Genomic DNA, 18868 nt, shown 5'->3' on the forward strand with positions numbered 1-18868 from the left:
CTTTGCTCGTAAACTCGCCACTTGAAACAAATTAACGGAACAGGGGCTGTTAAAATGCCAAATTACCTGGCATCATTGCAACCATTGAAACGGAGAGATGCCGGAGCGGCTGAACGGACCGGTCTCGAAAACCGGAGTAGGGGCAACTCTACCGGGGGTTCAAATCCCCCTCTCTCCGCCACTTCACCTAACTTACTGTTTTTAAGTAAGCTTCATCGTCAGAACGCCTCATATCTATACGCCCTGATGTTACACATCGCCAACACATATGTCATGTGCCTATATCTCATAAAACGTAACCTGTTGGTAATGAGTCTGTACTTTTGGCGCGCTCGCCGGAAAGGCGAAAAAATGCGCGGCCGATCCGCTGGATCGCCGGATTACGCAAGCCATTGGGTCATAAATGCTGCGTCAGGAATAATTTATTCATTATTCCGCATCGTGGTGGTGAATATTTGATCAGCAACAACCATATCAGTCCGGGAAAAGGATTTCCCTTGCTGTCTTTTTTTAAACATAAGGTCAGCAAGAAATATATTATTTCTTTAGGATTCTACCTAACTGGATTCTATTGGTATTTTTTCTCTGGATTAATTTTTCTTTGACGTAAATTTCTAACTTTATCCTATGGTTTTGTCTGAAAATTAAAAAATAATGCAAATTACCAGGCTTATTCCTGGGGTTTATTCCTAATGCGATTGTATTACCTGTGCACGGATATTGTATTATTCGGGCCAGAGAAAGGCTAGCTATCAACTATTTTCAATCTATTCATGAAAATAATATATTAGCGGCAAAAGTTTATTTTTAATCATAAAGCTAGTAAATGAAGCGGAGGGATGGATTTTCTCCTGGCCATCACTTTCCCGTCGGCCGCCTCATAATAATGAGGGTTTTTATTAATATTTTATAAGGATATTAAAATGAGTAAGCAATTGAAAAAAATCGCTGCTGTAGTGGCTTTGAGTATCTTACCCTGTGCCGCTTTTGCTGCACCGACCGTTACTTTTGAAGGAGAGGTGACCGATCAGACCTGTTCAGTAAACATTAATGGTCAAACTAACTCCGTAGTGATGTTGCCGACGGTCGCCGTGAGCGAATTTGGCTCGTCGTTAGCGCCCGGCCAGAAAGCAGGCATTACGCCTTTTACCATCACGGTAAGTGACTGTACGGCTCCGGCAAGCGATCTTAACATTACGACGCAATTTTTGGGTTACGATGTCGATCCTTCCAGTGGCGTATTAGGCAATCGTGCAACAACGGATGCAGCAACCGGTTTTGGTATTCAGCTGACCACGTCAGGTACTGGCGGCACGGCTGTTGCTCTTAATGGCATAACGCCGGTACCCGGGCTGGTGTTGAAGCAGGGTAAAACCTCGGCCAGCTATGATTTTGGCGCCCAGTATTATGTTCTGAGTGCGACTGCCACTGCCGGTAAAATTACTGCCGTTGCGGAGTACACCGTTAGCTATTTGTAATAATTCTCTGGCTGCGCTACTGCGCAGCCAGTCTCTTTACAGCACGTTAGCCCAGGATCTCGTCAGGCCGACCGACACGAAGTTCAGGCCAGCTTGCCTTTTGTCGTTGCGAATCCATTAAAGCGGTTGTGAAAGAGCATTAATAGAAAGAGGCGAAGGATGCGCAAATATCTTGCTACTGTACTAACGCTATTGCTCATTATGTGTAAGTACGCTGATGCCAGCGTCGTTATGACCGGGACGCGCGTTATCTATGACGGAAAAATGAATAGTAAAACTGTTCAACTGAAAAATCCGGATAAGCAGCCCTATATTGTACAAATTCAAACCGATAATGGTACACAAGCAAATCAGGCTGCGTCGGGAAATGACGACTTCGTTGTTACGCCGCAAATATTCCGTATGGAACCAGGTAGCGCGCAATCAATCCGCCTGATGTATATTGGCAAGCCGCTTCCTGAAGATCGTGAATCAGTTTTTTATTTGAGCTTCACCCAGTTACCTGCTTTGAACAAGGAGAATTTGGGGGGCAACCAACTTGTTCTGGCTATTACCAACCGGGTAAAAATATTTTATCGACCGAAAGGTCTCACTGGCGTCTCTGCTGATACACCGCAAAAACTGAGTTTTAGCCTGAGTGATAAACAGGTAAAAGTGGTCAATAGCGGCGGATATTACGCGGTAGTACGGCATGCCACCCTGTTAACGAAAGGGCGCGAAATTACCCTTGCCAGCTCTACCATGGTGCCGCCTGAATCATCAGTAAACTGGACGCCCTCTGCGCCGGTGAGCAGCTTAAAAGGCGCGCGCCTGCGTCTGATCCTGGTCAATGACTACGGAATAGATACCGTAACCGAACGCACTCTGTAAGGCAAAAAAAAGACATCATATAGCCTGAGGAGGATAAAGGTGAGGAGCACAATAATTATATGTTCAGTCTTAGCGTCAATATCCGTAGCCTATGCGAGTGAGGATCAAGGCGGATTACCTCCCGGCTCTTCATTGACAGATGAATATACTTTTGAGCCTGAGCTTTTTCGTGGCGGAAGATTTAGCCAGACCGCACTCGCAGCATTAGCGAAAAAAATAATGTCGCGCCCGGGAAATATAAAGTTGCTGTATATGTTAACGGTAAATTTATTGATGACGTTAATGTTGAATTTGTGAAGGCAGATGGCGACACTACCTCTCTCTGCCTGCGACCCGAGATCTACAAGAGCGCGGGTATAAAATTAGCGCCTGAGCTACATTCCCGCCTGAAACCGTTAGCGGAGTGCCTCCTTTTTACGCAAATGGTGAAAGGCGGCAGCGTTAATATGAATCTTCCGCAGCTAAGGCTTGACCTCAGCGTACCGCAGCTTGCCATGAATAATCTTCCGAGGGGATATGTCAATCCTGATGACCTCGACGCAGGCGCATCCATCGGTTTTATAAACTATATTGCCAACTATTATCATGTCTCTTATTCCGAGGAGAATGTACGGAACCAGGACTCGTCCTGGGCATCGTTTAGTGGCGGTATCAATTTAGGCAAATGGCAATATCGACAATTATCTAACCTGAACTGGACGCGTGAGAGCGGCAGTGAATGGAAGAACATCCGAAGCTATATCCAGCGACCGTTACCAAAACTGGGCAGCCAGATGAGCATGGGCGAACTGATTACATCAGGGCGCTTTTTTTCAGGGCTAAATTATAACGGCGTCTCGCTCGAGACAGATGACAGGATGCTTCCTGATTCTATGCGCGGATATGCGCCTGTTATCAGGGGGGTAGCGGCAACGAACGCGAAAGTATCCGTTCGCCAGAATAATCAGGAAATCTATCAAACTACCGTCTCACCCGGCGCTTTTGAAATCACCGATCTTTACCCGACAAGCTTTAGCGGCGATCTGGATGTCACCATAACCGAAGCTGATGGTTCGATTAGTCAGTTTAGCGTGCCCTTTTCCGCTGTTCCCGAGTCGATGAGGCCCGGTATCTCCCATTTTAATATGGAGGTCGGGAAAACACGTGACAGCGGCGATGAGTCGCTGTTTGGCGATATCACCTGGCAGCATGGCCTCAGCAATACGGTTACGGTTAATAGCGGGTTACGCATTGCGGACGCTTACCAGGCCGCGATGTTGGGAGGCGTCTATGGAAGCTGGCTCGGCGCCTGGGGAATGGATGTCACCTGGTCACGCGCCAGTCTTCCCGACACGGGCTATACCGAAGGGTGGATGACGCATCTGTCATGGAGTAAAACTTTCCAGGCTACCAACACCACTGTTTCGCTTGCAGGCTATCGATACTCTACCAGCGGTTATCGCGATCTGAGCGATGTACTCGGGGTCCGTGAGGCTGCCAGATCGGGCAGCGACTGGCAATCCACCACTTATCAGCAGCAGTCTCGCTTTGATATCTCTCTGAGCCAGAGTATGGGGGACTATGGCAATCTGTTTTTATCAGGGTCAACGCAAAATTATCGTGACGGTCGCACAAGAGATACGCAACTGCAGTTTGGTTACAGCAATGTATTTTCGGTGTGAGCACCAACCTCTCTATCGCCCGTCAGCGAAATGGCGGCTATGACGACGACAGTAAAATGCAGACGGTAACGGCACTTTCATTTTCGATACCGCTTAGTCGCTTTGGCGCACGGGCTCCAACGTTAAGTACCTCATGGACACGCACGAAGGATGGCGGCGACCAGTACCAGAGTGCTTTATCGGGTACCCTCGATGAGCGGGGCACTGCAAGCTACGGCATCAACGTTAGCCGCGACGAGCAATATAACAATACGGTATTCAGTGGAAACCTGCAGAAGCGACTTCCTGTGACGACCTTAGGGATGAACGCCTCTAAAGGAGAAGATTACTGGCAGGCGTCGGCGAATGCTCAGGGCGCGCTGGCGATTCATTCCGGCGGCATTACGCTGGGGCCTTATTTAAGCGATACCTTTGCACTGGTCGAAGCAAAAGGGGCTGAGGGGGCGAATGTGCTCAATGCTCAGCAGGTGACGATCGATAGCCACGGATACGCGCTTGTGCCTTCCTTAACGCCTTACCGTTATAACCGCATTACGCTTGACCCGCAAAATATGGATGGCAATGCCGAGCTCATCGAAAGTGAAAAACGGGTGGCGCCGCTGTCAGGTTCAGCGAGCAAAGTGATTTTTCGAACCCGTAGCGGCACTGCGCTGTTGATCAAGGCGCACTTCCCTGGCGGCGAACCGCTGCCACTGGGTGCGGATGTGCTCGACGACGACGGTAACGTTATCGGAATGACGGGTCAGAACGGGCAGATCTACGTCCGCAGCGAAAAAATAAAGGCGATTTTATTGTTCGCTGGGGCGAGAGCCCGGATGAGCGCTGCTATTTACCTTTCAATATTACCGATGTTGAATCTGAACAGCCTATGGTCAGATTAGCAGCGGTCTGTTCAGTCAGAATGAACCGGAGCGAACAATGAAAAATAAAGCGCTAATTGTCAAAATATGTGGAGCGCTACTGTTAATTTTTGCCGCTATGCCCGGCTGGGGGAGCTGTAAACGAACCGGCGCAACCCAGACAGAAGACAGCCGAACGGCCATTATCCCTTTTGGTAAAATTAACTTAACGGATGAATATTTCGTACCCTACGGCTCTCTATTAGGAAGTGTGGTCGTTCCGCCCACTAACTACACCTATGGCGGGGCGAATGGTTCTACCGTACTTTGGGAGTGTGATGAAGCCGATCTGAGTAACATCTATTTTCTGGTTGCCACCAATGGCGACGATCGGGTAGGCGGGTATTACGATATTGGCGGCAGTGACGGGTTAACAGACGTTTACGCGACGTGGTTTGCTCATGTGGGGATCCGCCAGACCATGGCCGGCGTGACCTTAACCCGATACTGGCAAAAAGTCCCGGTTACCAGCTGGAATAAAACGTCTGACGGCAAGATACAGATTCGTTTGCAGGATATTCCGCCGCTACAGGCTGAGATATTTCGCGTAACCGATCTGCCGGGGACGGCGGCAGCATCCTACTACTGCGGTAACAATAATTATGATGGTTCAGGGATTGCCTATGGAAGCAGTACCGGCAAAACGTATACCTGTACGCAGCCAAATAGCTATATTCAGCTTTCCGGAGACTCCACGGTCAGTTTTGCTTTTGCCCACGATCTTCCCGGAGAAGACAGCGCCAGATATTTTGATTTCTGGGGAGTGGATAATGGCTTTGGCTATGGGATGCGCAGCCAGAACGCTATCTATAGCGTGCCGACCTGCGTAGCCCGTAGCGCGGACCCGGTCGTGATGTTACCCACCATCTCCGTACCTGAACTGGAAAATGGCGGGGGAGCCAGCTCCACGTTCTCGGTTCAGGTGGAGTGTAGCGACTCGGCTAAATCCGGCGTAGGCGATACGCAAACTGCCATAGGGATTCAGGTTTCCGAGGGGGCCTACAGCGCGGCGAAATCGCTTGGTCTGGTTAACAGTAGCGGCGGGGTAAGCGCGCTGGTCTCGGACAATTATTACTCTCCTGATATGGCCAAAGGCGTCGGGATTACGCTGGCGCATAGCGATAATCCCGGCCAGGCGCTCACTCTGGTAGGTCAGCCGGGAATAGCGACCATGACGCCGGGGGGAAATAACGCCGGCTGGTATCCTGTTCTGCTGGGGGCGACCAAAGCGGGGAGTGTGAAAAGTGGGTACACCTATTACACCTATTCATTCATAGCGACACTCAAGAAGCTGAATGGCCAGACGGTCACACCGGGTAAAGTGCATGCCACGGCCTACGTGCTGGTGAAAATGCAATGAAGAAAAAGCACTTAATCTGGCTGTTGAGCTTTTTAATGGCGCCGCCGCTCCACGCCGGGATTATGCCCGCCGGGACGCGGGTCATTTATCATGCGGAAAATCGTGAACGCAGCTTAATGCTGGCCAACACCAATACCTACCCTGTGATAGTGCAGAGCTGGATAGACAAAGGTGAAGGAAACCCGGATGCAGCCGATGCACCCTTTGTCGTATTACCGGCGGTGTTTCGTCTGTTACCTGGAGCGCGGCAGGGACTGCGTATTATTTATAACGGCGATCCGCTCCCTCAGGATCGTGAATCCGTCTTCTGGATCAACCTCTACGAGATCCCACCCGTAACAAAAAATAGCGCTGCGCCTGCACATTTAACCGTGGCGATGAACACCCAGTTGAAACTCTTCTGGCGGCCAAAGGCAATCACCTTAACCCCTGAGGAGGCCGTTGAAAAACTGGCGTTTCGTCTGGTTGCTGATGGAACACGCTGGGAGGTTGAATGTGATAACCCGACGCCGCTGAATATCTCTTTTAGCTCAATCACCCTTCTGAACGGGAAAGCTGAACGCAATGTCACGGCGCAAACCGATATGATGACCCCCGCGTTTAGCAAGCGCCGTTACCCCATCGATTTACACAGCGTTTCCCCGGCAGCACAGCAGGTTCGTTTTCATTACCTTAATGATGAAGGCGGAATGCTGGCGCGGACAACGCCTCTTCGCCGCTAGCGCCTTTTCAGGCGCATAAAAAAGCCCGCTCGAGGCGGGCTTGTCACGATTAGCCAGATTAGAACTGGTAAACCATACCGATACCAACTACATCGTCAGTTGCGATGCCGTTAGCTTTGTAGAATTTAGCGTCTTCATCCAGCAGGTTGATTTTGTAATCAATATAGGTGGAGAAGTTTTTGTTGAAGTAGTAGGTCGCGCCAACATCAATGTAGTTCACCAGCTCCTGGTCGGTCAGGTGAGCGCCATGTTCGTTGTAGTGTACGCCAACGTCGATACCGTTAGAGTAAACCCACGCCAGAGACGGACGCAGGCCGAAGTCGAACTGGTACTGCGCGGTAACTTCAAAGTTCTGCGTTTTGTTGGCGATACCATATGATGTGCTTTGATCACTGCCACCAAACGGCGTCATGTTACGGGTTTCCGCATACATCATCGCCAGGTAGACGTTGTTAGCATCATATTTTACACCAACGGTCCATGCATCAGCCTTGTCACCGCCAGCAGCGACGGCAGCATTGTGGGAGCGGTTACCATAATGATTGAATACCGTTCCACCAACACCTTCCTGGGAGTTGGTACGGTCAGAGGAGGAGTAAGCGGCACCCACGCTCAGGCCCTGCAGTTCAGCAACCGCGCTGCCAAAGTCGTAGGTGGTGGAGATACCAAAACCGTCGCCGTTCTGATTGCGGACATTTTTATGACCGTTTTTGGTCCCTTCCTGATCTTCTGTCGTGTTCTCACCTTCGTTGTTGCCCTGGTACTGCAGCGCCAGCGCCCAGCCGTCAACCTGACCGAAGAAGTCAGAGGTACGGAAGGTGGCCACGTTATTGGTACGGCCGGTCATGTAGTTATCGGTGTAGGTGTAGGAGTCGCCACCGAAGACCGGCAGCATATCGGTCCATGCTTCAACGTCGTAAACGACGCCGTAGTTACGGCCGTAATCAAAGGAGCCGACGTTTGCGAATTTCAGGCCGGCGAATGCCAGACGGTTGAAGGATTTATCACCTGCGCCTTCGGTATCGTTAGCATAGGTTTTGTATTCCCAGCGACCGTAGCCGATCAGCATATCGTTGATCTGGGTTTCGCCTTTGAAACCAATCTGTACATAGGTTTCATCGCCGTCGTCACCCGGGTTGTCAGAGAAAGTATGACGCGCATCAACTTTACCGTAAAAGTCTACTTTATTGCCGTTTTTGTTGTAGATTTCCGCCGCGTTGGCCGCGCCTGCGACTAATAAAGCGGGTACCAGAATTGCCAGAACTTTTCTTTTCATAATCTATTCCCTTGAGATCATAATTTATATGAATAATGTAAATTCATCCGAAATTACAAGTGGAATACTATTCTATTAAGTTCATTTATTTTTACGGTTAAAATGTAACTAAATTCTTTAAAAGATTGCAAAATGTTTCAGAATAGGTTGGTATAAATAGAGTGAATGGTTTTATTTGTGATATTCATGAGGATGATTTTAAAGTGATTTTCGTGATTTATGGTTTTTTGGTGTGTATTCACCAAAATAATAGAATTAAGAATAAGTATGATTTTTCAAAATGAGTTGAGAAAAATAAGGTTGGCGAAAGGTAAAAAAATCCGGCGCGTTTGCCGGAGATCCCTAATAAAGGAAAGAAGAGTGATGATGATACTCGAAGCAGCTCTGGTAGAGCAGGGGTAATAATGCCACAGAATTGTATTTGATTATATACTGGCCGCGCTGTTTTTATTATTCATTTATGCAATGTAGTTAAACGATATATTCATATTAAAAATAAATTGTTGCGACACTGCTACCTAAAGCGCCATTCTGCGCCCATGCGGGCGAAAAATGCTATGGTTACCTTTTTCTGTAAAGGAGGAAGTATGACAGTATCCCGGTGGCAACAGCGCTTCGATCTCTGGCTTGCGGAGCACAGCGGTCAGGCTGATGCTGCGCACGATGCCGCCCACGTCCGCCGGGTGTGGCGCACGGCCCGCTATTTGATGGCGGGGGAGCAGGTAGACGAAGTGGTAATCCTTACCGCCTGCTATTTCCACGATATTGTCTCGCTGGCGAAAAACCATCCCCAGCGCCACCTTGCATCAAAGATGGCGGCAGACAAAACCGAAACGATCCTTAAAACCTGTTTTGCCGACTTTCCTGAATACCGCTATGCGCCGCTGCGCCATGCCATCGAGGCCCATAGCTTTAGCGCCGGCATCGCGCCGCAAACTCTGGAAGCGAAAATAGTGCAGGATGCTGACCGGCTGGAAGCGCTTGGCGCTATCGGCCTTGCGCGGGTGTTTGCGGTTGCAGGCTCGCTGGATATTGCGCTCTTTGATAGCGACGATCCTTTTGCACAACGCCGGGCGCTGGACGACAGGCGTTACGCCCTTGACCACTTTCGCAGTAAACTGCTGCGGCTGCCTGCCACCATGCAGACGGCAAAAGGCCGGGCGCTCGCACAGTCTAATGCCAATTACCTGGTACAGTTTATGGGCAAGCTGGCAGCCGAGCTACAGGGCGATTTCAACGGGGTGGATGCCGATGTGCTCGAACGGTTCACCCTGCGCGACACGGTCTGCTAATAAGGGGCGCTATGGCGGATGTACATGATAAGGCGACGCGCAGCAAAAATATGCGCGCTATCGCAACCCGGGACACGGCAATTGAAAAACGCCTCGCCGGGCTGCTGGAATCGCTTGGGCTGGCCTGGCGCGCTCAGGATGCCGCGCTACCGGGCCGCCCGGATTTCGTCGTTGACGAATACCGCTGCGTCATCTTCGCCCACGGGTGTTTCTGGCACCACCACGATTGCCACCTGTTTAAAGTTCCGGCGACGCGCACTGACTTCTGGATGGAGAAAATTGGCAAGAACGTGGAGCGGGACGCCAGAGATTTCGCCCTGCTGCGCGAGCGAGGGTGGCGCGTGCTGATTGTCTGGGAGTGCGCCCTGCGCGGCCGTCTGAAACTCACTGACGAAGCGCTGAGCGAGCGGCTGGAAGAGTGGATCTGCGACGGCGACGCCGCCGCGCAGATCGACACAAAAGGCATCAAGCGGCTTAACGCGGCTTCTTCGTCTCACAAGGGGTAACCACCGGTGGGGCGGGGAAGAGATACTTGCCCAGCGTCACCAGTACCACCGCCAGGATAATCACCCCCAGCGCCAGCCACTCAACGCCTGACAAATGTTCCCCACCGAAGCCGGTGCCAAGCAGCACCGCCACCACCGGGTTCACGTAGGCGTAGCTGGTGGCGACGGCCGGGCTCACGTTGCGTATCAGGTACATATAGGCGTTAATTGCAATGATGGAGCCAAACAGCGCCAGATAGGCCACCGCCATGAACCCCTCCCGGGTTGGCAGGGTGGTCAGGCGTTCACCGGTAAGCAGCGAGGCCACCAGCAGCACGATGCCGGCCGCCAGCATCTCGATTGCGCCCGCCATCATCCCGCTGGGCAGCTCAATACGGGAACCGTACACCGAACCGAAAGCCCAGCTCATCGATCCCACCATAATGATCAGCGCCCCCCACGGATTGCCGCTCAGGTTGCCGCCGCTGTTGAGTAAAACGATGCCCGCAAGGCCAATTGCGATCCCCATCCACTCCAGCTTGCGCGTTTTAATGCCGAAGAGACGACTAAAGCAGAGCGTAAACAGCGGCACGGTAGCCACGACTACCGCCGCGATCCCGGAGGGAACATCCTGATGCTCTGCAACGGTGACAAAACCATTGCCTATCGCCAGCAGCAGCACGCCAATCAGCGCTGCGTTAAGCAACGGGCGAAGCGAGGGGAGTTTGTGTCCCGTCAGTAGTAAAAAAGCCAGCAATAGCACGCCAGCAGAGAGAAAACGCACGCCAGCCATCAGCAGTGGCGGCCAGCTCTCAACTCCGATGCGGATAACGAAATAGGTGGAACCCCAAATAATATAGAGCGCGAAAAGCGCGCCGATAAGCGGTAAAACTTGCCTGAAACGCATACTCCCTCACTGCGAAATAAAAAGGTCGCTCATAGTTAACGGGAAAACTTTCTGGCTGGCGAGCGGTTAATTTTGTTTTATATGTTAAATTTTTGTTGACTATGAGGTGAATATTTTCGCCAGCGATTTTTTACATCATACTTAGACGGCTGCATTAACAAAAACTTGACAATAAAAGGAAGAAGACTTTGGCAGGAAGTAGCTTATTAACCTTACTGGACGATATCGCCACGCTGCTTGACGATATCTCTGTGATGGGCAAACTGGCGGCGAAAAAGACCGCGGGCGTGCTGGGAGACGATCTCTCGTTAAACGCCCAGCAGGTGACCGGCGTCAGGGCAAACAGAGAGTTGCCGGTAGTCTGGAGCGTGGCAAAAGGATCGCTGCTCAATAAAGTTATCCTGGTGCCGCTGGCGTTGCTGATTAGCGCCTTTATCCCCTGGGCAGTAACGCCGCTGTTGATGGTCGGCGGGGCATTTTTGTGTTTTGAAGGCGTTGAGAAGGTGCTGCACAGCCTGCAGGCGCGTAAACACAAAGAGACGCCGGAAGCGCGCCAGCAGCGTCTGGAGGCGCTCGCCAGCCAAGATCCGAAACAGCTTGAGCGGGATAAAGTTAAAGGCGCTATCCGCACCGATTTTATTTTGTCTGCGGAAATCGTCGCCATTACGCTTGGCATCGTCGCCGAAGCGCCGCTGCTTAACCAGGTGGCCGTGCTGGCGGGGATCGCGGTGCTGGTCACTATCGGCGTCTATGGTCTGGTGGGGCTTATCGTCAAGCTTGACGACATCGGTTACTGGCTGGCGGAAAAGCAGGGCGCGGTGGCGCAGGGTGCCGGTAAAGGGCTGCTGTTTATCGCCCCGTGGCTGATGAAAATCCTGTCGGTGGTGGGAACGCTGGCGATGTTTCTGGTTGGCGGCGGCATCGTTGTGCACGGCATTGCGCCGGTCCATCACGCCATTGAGCATTTCGCCGGTGAACAGAATGCGCTGCTGCAGGCGATAATCCCGATGCTTTCAAATCTGGTGCTGGGCTTTATTATTGGCGCGGTGGTGCTGGCCGTCGTGAAAGGCATTTCCCGTCTGCGGGGCGCTGACCACTAAAATAGCGCGCTGCCATTATGCAAAAGGTCAAATTTTCGACTAAGTTGAAAACGTTTCACCCTGATACCGGAGGCAACGATGGTCTTTTTGGTCAGCGATGAAGTTAAGCCAAAATGCGGCGGCCCGCGTATGATCGTGACCGGTTATGCCAGTGGCATGATAGAGTGTCGGTGGTACGACGGCTACGGCGTCAAGCGCGAGGCTTTTCGTGAAGATGAACTGATGCCCGGTGAAGGGCGCAGGGTTCACGACGAAGCATAGCGAAACGCCCGGCATGGCCGGGCGTTTTCTTTTACAGGCCAGCGGCCATTGGATTTCTTTTGCGTAAAGCATTGCATGACGTCAGGGAGTAAATGTGCGAGAGGACGAAGTCGTTAAAAGTCCGCTGCGGCGTGCATTTTTCAAAACCAGGTTCAATCCGGCCAGGATTGTTAACCTCTGTTTTATTGTAGTGTTGATCTGCTCTACGGTGCTTACATGGCGCGAAGTGCGCGTGATGGAAGGGGCGTGGGTCGCCAGCCAGCGCAACGCGCTGAACAATGTCGCCAACGTGGTTGACCGCCAGTTGCAGGTCAGCGTTGATCGCCTGCTCTTTTTTCGTAACGGCATGCAGGAGGCGCTGCGCACGCCGCTGGGCCTCGCGGTACTGCATAGCGTGCAGGGTGAGTTTGAAGACGATCGCGCCCAGCCGTACTGGCGCATTATCCGCGATACCCGGCGAACGCTGCCGCTCTATGGTGTTTCAGACGCCCTTGTCAGCGCCACGCCCGGCCTCAATCGCGATATCCCCCTTCTGCATAATGAGCTCGCCGCCGCGCTTGAGCTGGGCTATCTGTTTCGCCTTTCCGAAAGCTCGGCGGTAGTACCCCGTCGCGCTGCTTATGTCTCACGCGCTGGCTTTTATATGTCCACGGTCGCGGCGCAAGAGAGCGAAGAGATTATTCATCGTTATAACCGTATGCTGGCCCGGCCGTGGTTTACCAGCCAGAGCGAGCGGCAGAATCGTGCCAGGGGCGTACGCTGGTTTAGTGAAAGCGTTAATGGCGACGCGCTGGTCACGGCAAGCGTGCCGCTGGATTATCAACGCTACTGGTACGGTGTACTGACCATGAGCTTCGCTGTCGATACGCTGTATGAACGGCTGGTCGAGACGCGCCAACAGGACGACAGCGGCGAATATCAGCTCTATGACGCGCATTTTGCGCTCCTGACCCGCTCCACGCCGCCAGGCGTGGAAAGCCAGACCTTTACCCCGGAGCAGAAGGCTTCGCTACAGCGCGCAATCCGCAATAGCGCCGCGGGCGGCCTGCGGATGGGCACCCGCTACATCAACTGGGAAAAGCTGCGCCACTTTGACGGGGCGCTGGTGCGCATCCAGACCCTGCGGGAAGGGATACGCGGCGATTTTGGCAGCATCAGTATCGCGCTGGGAATACTGTGGCTGCTCTTTACCACGATGCTGCTGGTCTCGTGGGCCGTTATTCGACGGATGGTGAGCAATATGCTCAGCCTGCAAAAGACATTACAGTGGCAGGCCTGGTTCGACCCTTTAACCCGGCTGTTGAATCGCGGCGCGCTCTTTGAAAGGGCGAGCCTGCTCACCGCGGAGTATGGGGCGCGGAAAGAACCGTTTTCGGTGATTCAGCTCGATCTTGACCACTTCAAGAGCATTAACGATCGCTTTGGCCATCAGGCCGGGGATCGCGTCCTTGGCCATGCGGCGGGGCTTATTAGCAAATCGATTCGCGCGCAGGATGTCGCCGGACGGGTAGGCGGGGAGGAGTTTTGCATCCTGCTGCCGGGGGCGACGCTGGCCGAAGCAGAGCAGGTGGCGGAAAAAATGCGCCAGCGCATTGCCGGTAAGGAGATTCTGGTACGCAAAGGCAAAAGCCTGCGTATCAGCGCCTCGCTGGGGGTGAGCTGCTCTGACGAGAGCGGCAGTTACGCGTTCGACTATCTGCAATCCGTTGCCGATGGCCGCCTGTATACCGCTAAGCGTCGTGGCCGTAATCAAGTTTGTTCGGATGATACGTCATCAATGCCGAACAGCTGATTCATGCCTTCACGCCAGCCTGCGGCCCCTTCCTGCGTGCTGTGATAAACGCGATCCGGCGTGTCCTGGCGCAGCCGGATACCGTCACGATTAAGCCCTTTGACCACGATGGCATAATCCACCGCATCCAGCAGCGGCGCATCGTTGGGGCCATCTCCCAGCCCAACGGTAAACGGCGCATGACCGCTGTACTGCTGATACTGACGAACAAGCCAGGTGACCGCCTGATCTTTACCGCCGCGCTCGTCCAGCACATGCCAGAAGCGGGCGCCCTGCACAAAGCGCAGGCCAAGCCCGGCCAGGGTGGCGTCGAAAGCGGCCATCTGCTCATCGCTGTCGCGCCAGATAAGCGTTTCCGAGGCTTCCTGCAGGCGTGCCAGCGCCGCCTGAGCCGGGGGAAGGCCGGTGATATCGGCAAGCGCCTGCTCATCCAGCTCGCTAAAGGTCGTGAATTTATAGCCGTCCCGCTTGCGCAGCTGCGAGAGGACCTGGGCGATCTCAGCGTGCGGTGAGCCGGAAAAGAGGCGTGGGAAGTTCGGATGGTCATGCCACTGGGTATCAAGTTGAATGACCGCGCCGTTTTCGGCAATAAAAGGCTGCCCTTCCAGCCCGAGCGCTTTCTGTACCGCCTGCATCTCAGCGGCGGTTTTGCTGCTGCAGAGGATCAGCGGGACATGATGCTGTCTCAACCGGGCGAGCCACTGTTCTACCGGCTGCCATTCGCCGGTGTGGCTGTCCTGAATGGTGCCGTCAACATCGGAAAAAACCAGTAGCGGATCATCAAGATTGGGCATAGCGATTCCTTTTAGCAGGCTATTGACTGATAAGACAATTCCCAAATAGTTTCCCGTTTCGTGTGGACGTTTTCGGGAACGTTCTCTCTCAGGGCGCATGGCATCAGGCTTACGTAATTATCCATGCTGTAAATGTTATAAGTTTGAATTATTCAGTTGAGTAATATCTTCTTGTCATGCAATTTGTTTGCAGATAGAGTGCCGTCCTGCATCAGATTTCCTGGTGTAACGAATTTTCAAGTGCTTCTTGCGCTAGCAAGTTTATCCCGGCCTTCCCTGGCCGGGATTTTTCTTTAGCGGTTCGCTTCCGTCGCGCTGAAATCATGAATATCCAGTTCGAACGCCTGCGCCAGCTCCCGCCAGGTGTGGTAATCCCGTCCGTCTACGCTGACGCGCTGGCCGTCGCCGTCAGGCAGACGATGGACCTCGCTTTCACAAATCTCATTAATGGCCGCCAGTAGCGCGTCAACATCAACGCTGAGCGCATCATGGGCGGCATTGCCGTGCTGTTTCACCGTTGTCATGGCCATTACCTCATTGCCAGTTCCGCCCTGTAAGTATAGTCGGTAGAAAAAATAGCCAGCTAAACGGCAGGACGCTGCCAGTTGTTGAGAATTGTTCTACACTGGCACAAATGAAACAGGAGGATGGTTATGAATGTTAACGATCGGGTGACAGTTAAGACGGACGGTGGCCCGCGCCGCCCGGGTGTGGTACTGGCGATAGAGGAGTTCAGTGAAGGGACAATGTACCTTGTTTCGCTGGATGATTACCCGCTCGGCATCTGGTTCTTTAATGAAAAAGATCACCCGGACGGCGTTTTTGTTGAACGGGTAGAATAATGGGTCGCCCTCCGGGAAGGAGGGTGATACACACCATTTAGCGCATATTGACAAAAATGCCGCTGGTGACGTTATCGGTCAGCCGGACAACATGGTAAATAACCTGTTTATTATGCGTTTTGATTTTCCTTTTAATATTACCCTTATGTGACGATACGGTTTTGGCTTTAATTTTCATCCGATCGGAAATCTGGATCGTATCCTGCCCGGACATCCACATTTTAAGCATGCTGGATTCAGTACGGCTTAATGAAAGTGTTGGGAGGTTAATCTGTCCAATGCTCTTTTTCTGCTTGCTGAGATAATCTGCTAATATAACGTCGAGAGACTCTGGTGTAATCGATTTCGAACTGATCAGTAAATTCTTTCTCACCAGCAAATACTCATCAAAATGGATATTTGCTATCGCCATAAATACCAGGAAAAGCGTTTGAGGATGCTGATTAATGATTTGCTTGATATGCTCGCTGCTACTGGCATCGTGGATGAAGCAGTCCTCATTAATAAACACCACCGTGGGCTGCAATGCTTCGCAGGCTGACTCAAGTTGTACAGTAGTCTCCACATCGTTGATATCGCGCTTTTTTACTCCCCTGCTTGCCAGATATCCTGTTAATCCCAGGCGGGTATAACTGCATAAATCCATAATAATCGTTGACATGGCATACCCTCACTCAATGCATAACGATAATTCACCCTCGCCAGAGGTCAGCGAACCACCAGGCAAAAAGTAATAAACAATGAGCATAATGACGACCTCAGGCGAAACCACTATCCCGTAAAGTAAGATATAATTTGCCAGGAATCATCTTAAAGTAAAGTAAATGTTATGAGATGTGAGGGGGTTAAAAACAATTAGCCCGCGTCGGCTATATGCTGAGAGATGTTTCGTCAAATAGCTTTTAGGAATATCCTTACATAAACCACAGCAAGCGAAGGGGTTATTATTTCTGCGGTATTTCGCTAAGAATTTCGGCTAACAGATTGAAAATTTCACCAAATAAATGCTCAGTAAATGGCGCGATTAACGGCATCATCGCCACCATCAACAAAATACCTACTGTCAAAGTAATCGGAAAACCTATGACGAACAGGGAAAACTGCGGCGACATACGGTTCAGTAAGCCCATGGCCAGGTTGATGGTAAGCAGCAGCGTCATAATGGGTAACGCCAGCATGACGCCGTTCAGGAAGATTGTTCCCGCCGCGCGGGTTAGCGCCATAAACGCATTGCTGTTAACCGGATCGCCGCCGATGGGTAAGGTATGAAAAGAGTCCACCAGCAGCGAAATAAGCCACAGATGGCCGTTAAATGAGAGGAACAGCAGCATCGCCAGCATATCCATAAACCGGGCGACAACCGGCATGTTTAAGTGGCTGCCCGGATCGACAAAGGTGGCGAAAGAGAGGCCCATTTGCAGGCCTATCAATTCGCCCGCGTAACGGATAGTGGCAAACGCAAACTGCATGGTAAAGCCGATGGCCACGCCAATAAGCATCTGCTGCAGTGCCAGCCACAGGCCGCTTGCGGAAAACAGGGTCGCTTCCGTAACCGGTAGAGAAGGGGCGACCACGAAAGTGATGAGGACCCCCAGACCGACGCGTACCCGACGCGGCACGCTCCGCTCGCTGAGGATCGGCGCGGTCATAATCAGCGCCATAATCCGCAGAAGCGGCCAGAAATAGAGGCTAAGCCAGTGCAGCCATTGATCGCTGGTGACCTGCAGCATCAAACTTACCCGATGATATACGGCAGGTTATTAAATAACGTGCGCATATAGTCCAGCAGCAGATTGAGCATCCACGGGCCGGCGATAATAATGGTCACAAACACAGCGATAATTTTGGGAATAAACGACAGGGTCATTTCGTTTATCTGGGTCGCCGCCTGCAGGACACTGATAATTAAACCGGTGATCAGCGCAACCAGCAGCAGCGGAGCGGCGAGGGCAAGAGCGACTTTCATCGCCTCTGTCCCCATCATCATGACCGATTCAGGTGACATCTTTCACTCCTAACTGTAAAAGCTCTGGGCCAGCGAACCGACCAGCAGCTGCCAGCCGTCTACCAGCACAAACAGCATCAGCTTAAAGGGCAGGGCGATGGTCGCCGGGGGCACCATCATCATCCCGAGCGCCATCAGGACGCTGGCGATCACGAGGTCGATTATTAAGAACGGAATGAAAATCGAAAAGCCAATCTGAAAAGCGGTTTTCAGCTCGCTGGTAACATACGCGGGCAGCAAAATGCGCATCGGCACCGCTTCCGGCCCCTGCAACGGCGGGCTGTTGGCCAGCCGGGCGAACAGCGCCAGGTCGGCTTCACGGGTCTGACGCAGCATAAATTCCCGCAGCGGCTGCGCGCCGCGCTCCAGCGCCACGTCTATTGAAATTTTGTTTTCGCTGAACGGCTGATACGCGTCGGTATAAATTTTATCGAGGGTGGGCGACATAATAAAAAAGGTCAGAAACAGCGCCAGCCCCAGCAGCACCTGGTTTGGCGGCGCGGAGGGCGTGCCCAGCGCGTTACGCAACAGGCCGAAGACGATGATGATGCGGGTAAAGCTGGTCATCATCAGCAAAATCGCCGGCAGGAAGGTCAGCGAAGTGATAAAAACCAGCGTCTGTACCGGCAGCGACCAGTTTTGACCGCCGCCGGGCAGCGGCTGGCTGACCAGCCCCGGAAGCTGCGCGAATGCGGCGGGGGCAACCAGCCATAATGCGGCCAGCGCGAAAGGGAACAAACGGCGCATCAGGATCTCCCGGAACGCTTAAGCAAAGTCTTCATCACGGACTGGAAGTCCGGGGTCTTCTCATTCGCTTCTTCACTGGCGACAGGCGCCGGAGGAAGCGTGTGCAGCAGGTTAATCTGGGAGGGCGTCACGCCAACCACCAGCCGCGCATCGTCAACATCGACAATCACCACCCGCTCGCGCGGGCCAACGCTGACGCTGGCGCTGACTTTCAGGCCCCGTGCCTGCGCATTTTTCCCGGCAAAGCCCATTCGTTTTGCCAGCCAGGCGGCGATGAAAATCACCGCGATAATCAGCGCCAGCGCGCCGCTGACCTGTAACAGCGGCGAACCTGGTACAGCGGAGGGCTGACTGACGGTAGCCTGGGTTTTCATTAT

Annotated in this window: 19 protein-coding genes, 1 tRNA gene and 2 pseudogenes; 13 read left to right on the forward strand and 9 right to left on the reverse strand. The window is 52.5% G+C overall.

What is annotated here, in order from left to right; all coding sequences use genetic code 11:
• The first annotated feature begins 91 nt into the window (after positions 1–91).
• The 7 genes and pseudogenes from ENTHG_RS03420 (at position 92) to ENTHG_RS03445 (ending at position 6990) form a co-directional block, all read left to right on the forward strand.
• Positions 92–181 (forward strand) — tRNA-Ser (locus ENTHG_RS03420).
• Between the two features lie 742 nt (positions 182–923).
• Positions 924–1478 (forward strand): fimbrial protein, encoded by a 555-nt coding sequence (locus ENTHG_RS03425; protein WP_044173431.1) that lies wholly within the window; start codon positions 924–926, stop codon positions 1476–1478.
• 159 nt (positions 1479–1637) lie between these two features.
• Positions 1638–2348 carry a fimbrial biogenesis chaperone gene (locus ENTHG_RS03430; protein WP_044173433.1) on the forward strand — a complete coding sequence of 237 codons (711 nt, stop codon included), beginning with the start codon at positions 1638–1640 and terminating at the stop codon, positions 2346–2348.
• Between the two features lie 203 nt (positions 2349–2551).
• Positions 2552–4572 (forward strand): annotated as a pseudogene (locus ENTHG_RS03435) (fimbria/pilus outer membrane usher protein); the annotation flags it as partial.
• Positions 4561–4890 (forward strand): FimD/PapC C-terminal domain-containing protein, encoded by a 330-nt coding sequence (locus ENTHG_RS25950; RefSeq protein ID WP_237567468.1) that lies wholly within the window; start codon positions 4561–4563, stop codon positions 4888–4890. The pseudogene ENTHG_RS03435 and the gene ENTHG_RS25950, both read left to right, overlap by 12 nt.
• 37 nt (positions 4891–4927) lie before the next feature.
• Entirely contained in the window at positions 4928–6268 is a 1341-nt protein-coding gene (locus tag ENTHG_RS03440; RefSeq protein ID WP_044173435.1) for a fimbrial protein, read from the forward strand.
• Positions 6265–6990, forward strand: a complete 726-nt coding sequence (locus ENTHG_RS03445) for a fimbrial biogenesis chaperone (RefSeq protein ID WP_106403184.1) — start codon at positions 6265–6267, stop codon at positions 6988–6990. The genes ENTHG_RS03440 and ENTHG_RS03445 overlap by 4 nt, the downstream gene beginning before the upstream one ends.
• Before the next feature lie 58 nt (positions 6991–7048).
• Here ENTHG_RS03445 and ompC read toward each other — a convergent pair whose 3' ends face one another.
• Positions 7049–8266: a porin OmpC gene (gene ompC, locus ENTHG_RS03450; protein ID WP_044173437.1), complete on the reverse strand. Its 1218-nt coding sequence runs from the start codon at positions 8264–8266 to the stop codon at positions 7049–7051.
• 587 nt (positions 8267–8853) lie between these two features.
• Between ompC and ENTHG_RS03460 the strand changes: the two genes are divergently transcribed.
• Complete coding sequence (locus ENTHG_RS03460) at positions 8854–9558, forward strand: phosphohydrolase (RefSeq protein ID WP_044173441.1); 705 nt, start codon at positions 8854–8856, stop codon at positions 9556–9558.
• An 11-nt stretch (positions 9559–9569) separates the two neighbouring features.
• Positions 9570–10064 carry a very short patch repair endonuclease gene (locus ENTHG_RS03465; RefSeq protein WP_044173443.1) on the forward strand — a complete coding sequence of 165 codons (495 nt, stop codon included), beginning with the start codon at positions 9570–9572 and terminating at the stop codon, positions 10062–10064.
• On the opposite strand, the gene yedA is transcribed toward ENTHG_RS03465, so the two are convergent.
• A complete protein-coding gene (yedA, locus tag ENTHG_RS03470) occupies positions 10033–10950 on the reverse strand; it encodes a drug/metabolite exporter YedA (protein ID WP_044173446.1) in 918 nt (305 codons plus the stop codon). The genes ENTHG_RS03465 and yedA overlap by 32 nt on opposite strands.
• Before the next feature lie 188 nt (positions 10951–11138).
• Here yedA and ENTHG_RS03475 point away from each other — a divergent pair, with 188 nt between their 5' ends.
• The 3 genes from ENTHG_RS03475 (at position 11139) to dgcQ (ending at position 14103) form a co-directional block, all read left to right on the forward strand.
• Positions 11139–12050, forward strand: coding sequence for a DUF808 domain-containing protein (locus ENTHG_RS03475; protein ID WP_044173448.1), 912 nt, complete (start codon positions 11139–11141; stop codon positions 12048–12050).
• Between the two features lie 78 nt (positions 12051–12128).
• The gene (locus tag ENTHG_RS03480; RefSeq protein ID WP_044173450.1) at positions 12129–12311 is read left to right on the forward strand and encodes a YodC family protein; all 183 of its coding nucleotides are present in this window, start codon (positions 12129–12131) and stop codon (positions 12309–12311) included.
• 94 nt (positions 12312–12405) lie between these two features.
• Entirely contained in the window at positions 12406–14103 is a 1698-nt protein-coding gene (gene dgcQ / locus ENTHG_RS03485; RefSeq protein ID WP_044173452.1) for a cellulose biosynthesis regulator diguanylate cyclase DgcQ, read from the forward strand.
• On the opposite strand, the gene ENTHG_RS03490 is transcribed toward dgcQ, so the two are convergent.
• Positions 14061–14897: a mannosyl-3-phosphoglycerate phosphatase-related protein gene (locus ENTHG_RS03490; RefSeq protein ID WP_044173454.1), complete on the reverse strand. Its 837-nt coding sequence runs from the start codon at positions 14895–14897 to the stop codon at positions 14061–14063. The two genes, dgcQ and ENTHG_RS03490, sit on opposite strands and share 43 nt — an antisense overlap.
• 293 nt (positions 14898–15190) lie before the next feature.
• Positions 15191–15421, reverse strand: coding sequence for a YodD family peroxide/acid resistance protein (yodD, locus tag ENTHG_RS03495; protein WP_044178959.1), 231 nt, complete (start codon positions 15419–15421; stop codon positions 15191–15193).
• A gap of 129 nt (positions 15422–15550) precedes the next feature.
• Between yodD and dsrB the strand changes: the two genes are divergently transcribed.
• The gene (gene dsrB, locus ENTHG_RS03500; protein WP_044173456.1) at positions 15551–15739 is read left to right on the forward strand and encodes a protein DsrB; all 189 of its coding nucleotides are present in this window, start codon (positions 15551–15553) and stop codon (positions 15737–15739) included.
• A 37-nt stretch (positions 15740–15776) separates the two neighbouring features.
• On the opposite strand, the gene rcsA is transcribed toward dsrB, so the two are convergent.
• From rcsA to fliO, 5 genes and pseudogenes are all read right to left on the reverse strand, one after another.
• Complete coding sequence (gene rcsA, locus ENTHG_RS03505) at positions 15777–16400, reverse strand: transcriptional regulator RcsA (protein WP_044173458.1); 624 nt, start codon at positions 16398–16400, stop codon at positions 15777–15779.
• 276 nt (positions 16401–16676) lie between these two features.
• Positions 16677–17469 (reverse strand): annotated as a pseudogene (gene fliR, locus ENTHG_RS03510) (flagellar biosynthetic protein FliR); the annotation flags it as partial.
• Between the two features lie 5 nt (positions 17470–17474).
• Entirely contained in the window at positions 17475–17744 is a 270-nt protein-coding gene (gene fliQ, locus ENTHG_RS03515) for a flagellar biosynthesis protein FliQ (RefSeq protein WP_044173462.1), read from the reverse strand.
• 9 nt (positions 17745–17753) lie between these two features.
• The gene (fliP, locus tag ENTHG_RS03520) at positions 17754–18491 is read right to left on the reverse strand and encodes a flagellar type III secretion system pore protein FliP (RefSeq protein WP_044173465.1); all 738 of its coding nucleotides are present in this window, start codon (positions 18489–18491) and stop codon (positions 17754–17756) included.
• On the reverse strand, positions 18491–18865 hold the full coding sequence (gene fliO, locus ENTHG_RS03525) for a flagellar biosynthetic protein FliO (protein WP_044173468.1): 375 nt from the start codon (positions 18863–18865) through the stop codon (positions 18491–18493). The genes fliP and fliO overlap by 1 nt, the downstream gene beginning before the upstream one ends.
• Positions 18866–18868 lie beyond the last annotated feature (3 nt).

The sequence above is a fragment of the Phytobacter massiliensis JC163 genome, from assembly GCF_000321045.1.
In the GTDB taxonomy this organism is placed as follows: Bacteria; Pseudomonadota; Gammaproteobacteria; order Enterobacterales; family Enterobacteriaceae; genus Phytobacter_A; species Phytobacter_A massiliensis.

Excerpts from the sequence above, each read along its gene's own strand:
- ENTHG_RS03465 (WP_044173443.1), top strand. The coding sequence starts at position 9,570 with ATGGCGGATGTACATGATAAGGCGACGCGCAGCAAAAATATGCGCGCT.
- yodD (WP_044178959.1), bottom strand. The coding sequence starts at position 15,421 with ATGACAACGGTGAAACAGCACGGCAATGCCGCCCATGATGCGCTCAGC.
- ENTHG_RS03430 (WP_044173433.1), top strand. The coding sequence starts at position 1,638 with ATGCGCAAATATCTTGCTACTGTACTAACGCTATTGCTCATTATGTGT.
- fliQ (WP_044173462.1), bottom strand. The coding sequence starts at position 17,744 with ATGTCACCTGAATCGGTCATGATGATGGGGACAGAGGCGATGAAAGTC.
- ENTHG_RS03445 (WP_106403184.1), top strand. The coding sequence starts at position 6,265 with ATGAAGAAAAAGCACTTAATCTGGCTGTTGAGCTTTTTAATGGCGCCG.
- ENTHG_RS25950 (WP_237567468.1), top strand. The coding sequence starts at position 4,561 with ATGGATGGCAATGCCGAGCTCATCGAAAGTGAAAAACGGGTGGCGCCG.
- ENTHG_RS03460 (WP_044173441.1), top strand. The coding sequence starts at position 8,854 with ATGACAGTATCCCGGTGGCAACAGCGCTTCGATCTCTGGCTTGCGGAG.
- ENTHG_RS03490 (WP_044173454.1), bottom strand. The coding sequence starts at position 14,897 with ATGCCCAATCTTGATGATCCGCTACTGGTTTTTTCCGATGTTGACGGC.
- rcsA (WP_044173458.1), bottom strand. The coding sequence starts at position 16,400 with ATGTCAACGATTATTATGGATTTATGCAGTTATACCCGCCTGGGATTA.
- ENTHG_RS03425 (WP_044173431.1), top strand. The coding sequence starts at position 924 with ATGAGTAAGCAATTGAAAAAAATCGCTGCTGTAGTGGCTTTGAGTATC.
- fliO (WP_044173468.1), bottom strand. The coding sequence starts at position 18,865 with ATGAAAACCCAGGCTACCGTCAGTCAGCCCTCCGCTGTACCAGGTTCG.
- yedA (WP_044173446.1), bottom strand. The coding sequence starts at position 10,950 with ATGCGTTTCAGGCAAGTTTTACCGCTTATCGGCGCGCTTTTCGCGCTC.
- fliP (WP_044173465.1), bottom strand. The coding sequence starts at position 18,491 with ATGCGCCGTTTGTTCCCTTTCGCGCTGGCCGCATTATGGCTGGTTGCC.
- ompC (WP_044173437.1), bottom strand. The coding sequence starts at position 8,266 with ATGAAAAGAAAAGTTCTGGCAATTCTGGTACCCGCTTTATTAGTCGCA.
- dsrB (WP_044173456.1), top strand. The coding sequence starts at position 15,551 with ATGAATGTTAACGATCGGGTGACAGTTAAGACGGACGGTGGCCCGCGC.
- ENTHG_RS03480 (WP_044173450.1), top strand. The coding sequence starts at position 12,129 with ATGGTCTTTTTGGTCAGCGATGAAGTTAAGCCAAAATGCGGCGGCCCG.
- ENTHG_RS03440 (WP_044173435.1), top strand. The coding sequence starts at position 4,928 with ATGAAAAATAAAGCGCTAATTGTCAAAATATGTGGAGCGCTACTGTTA.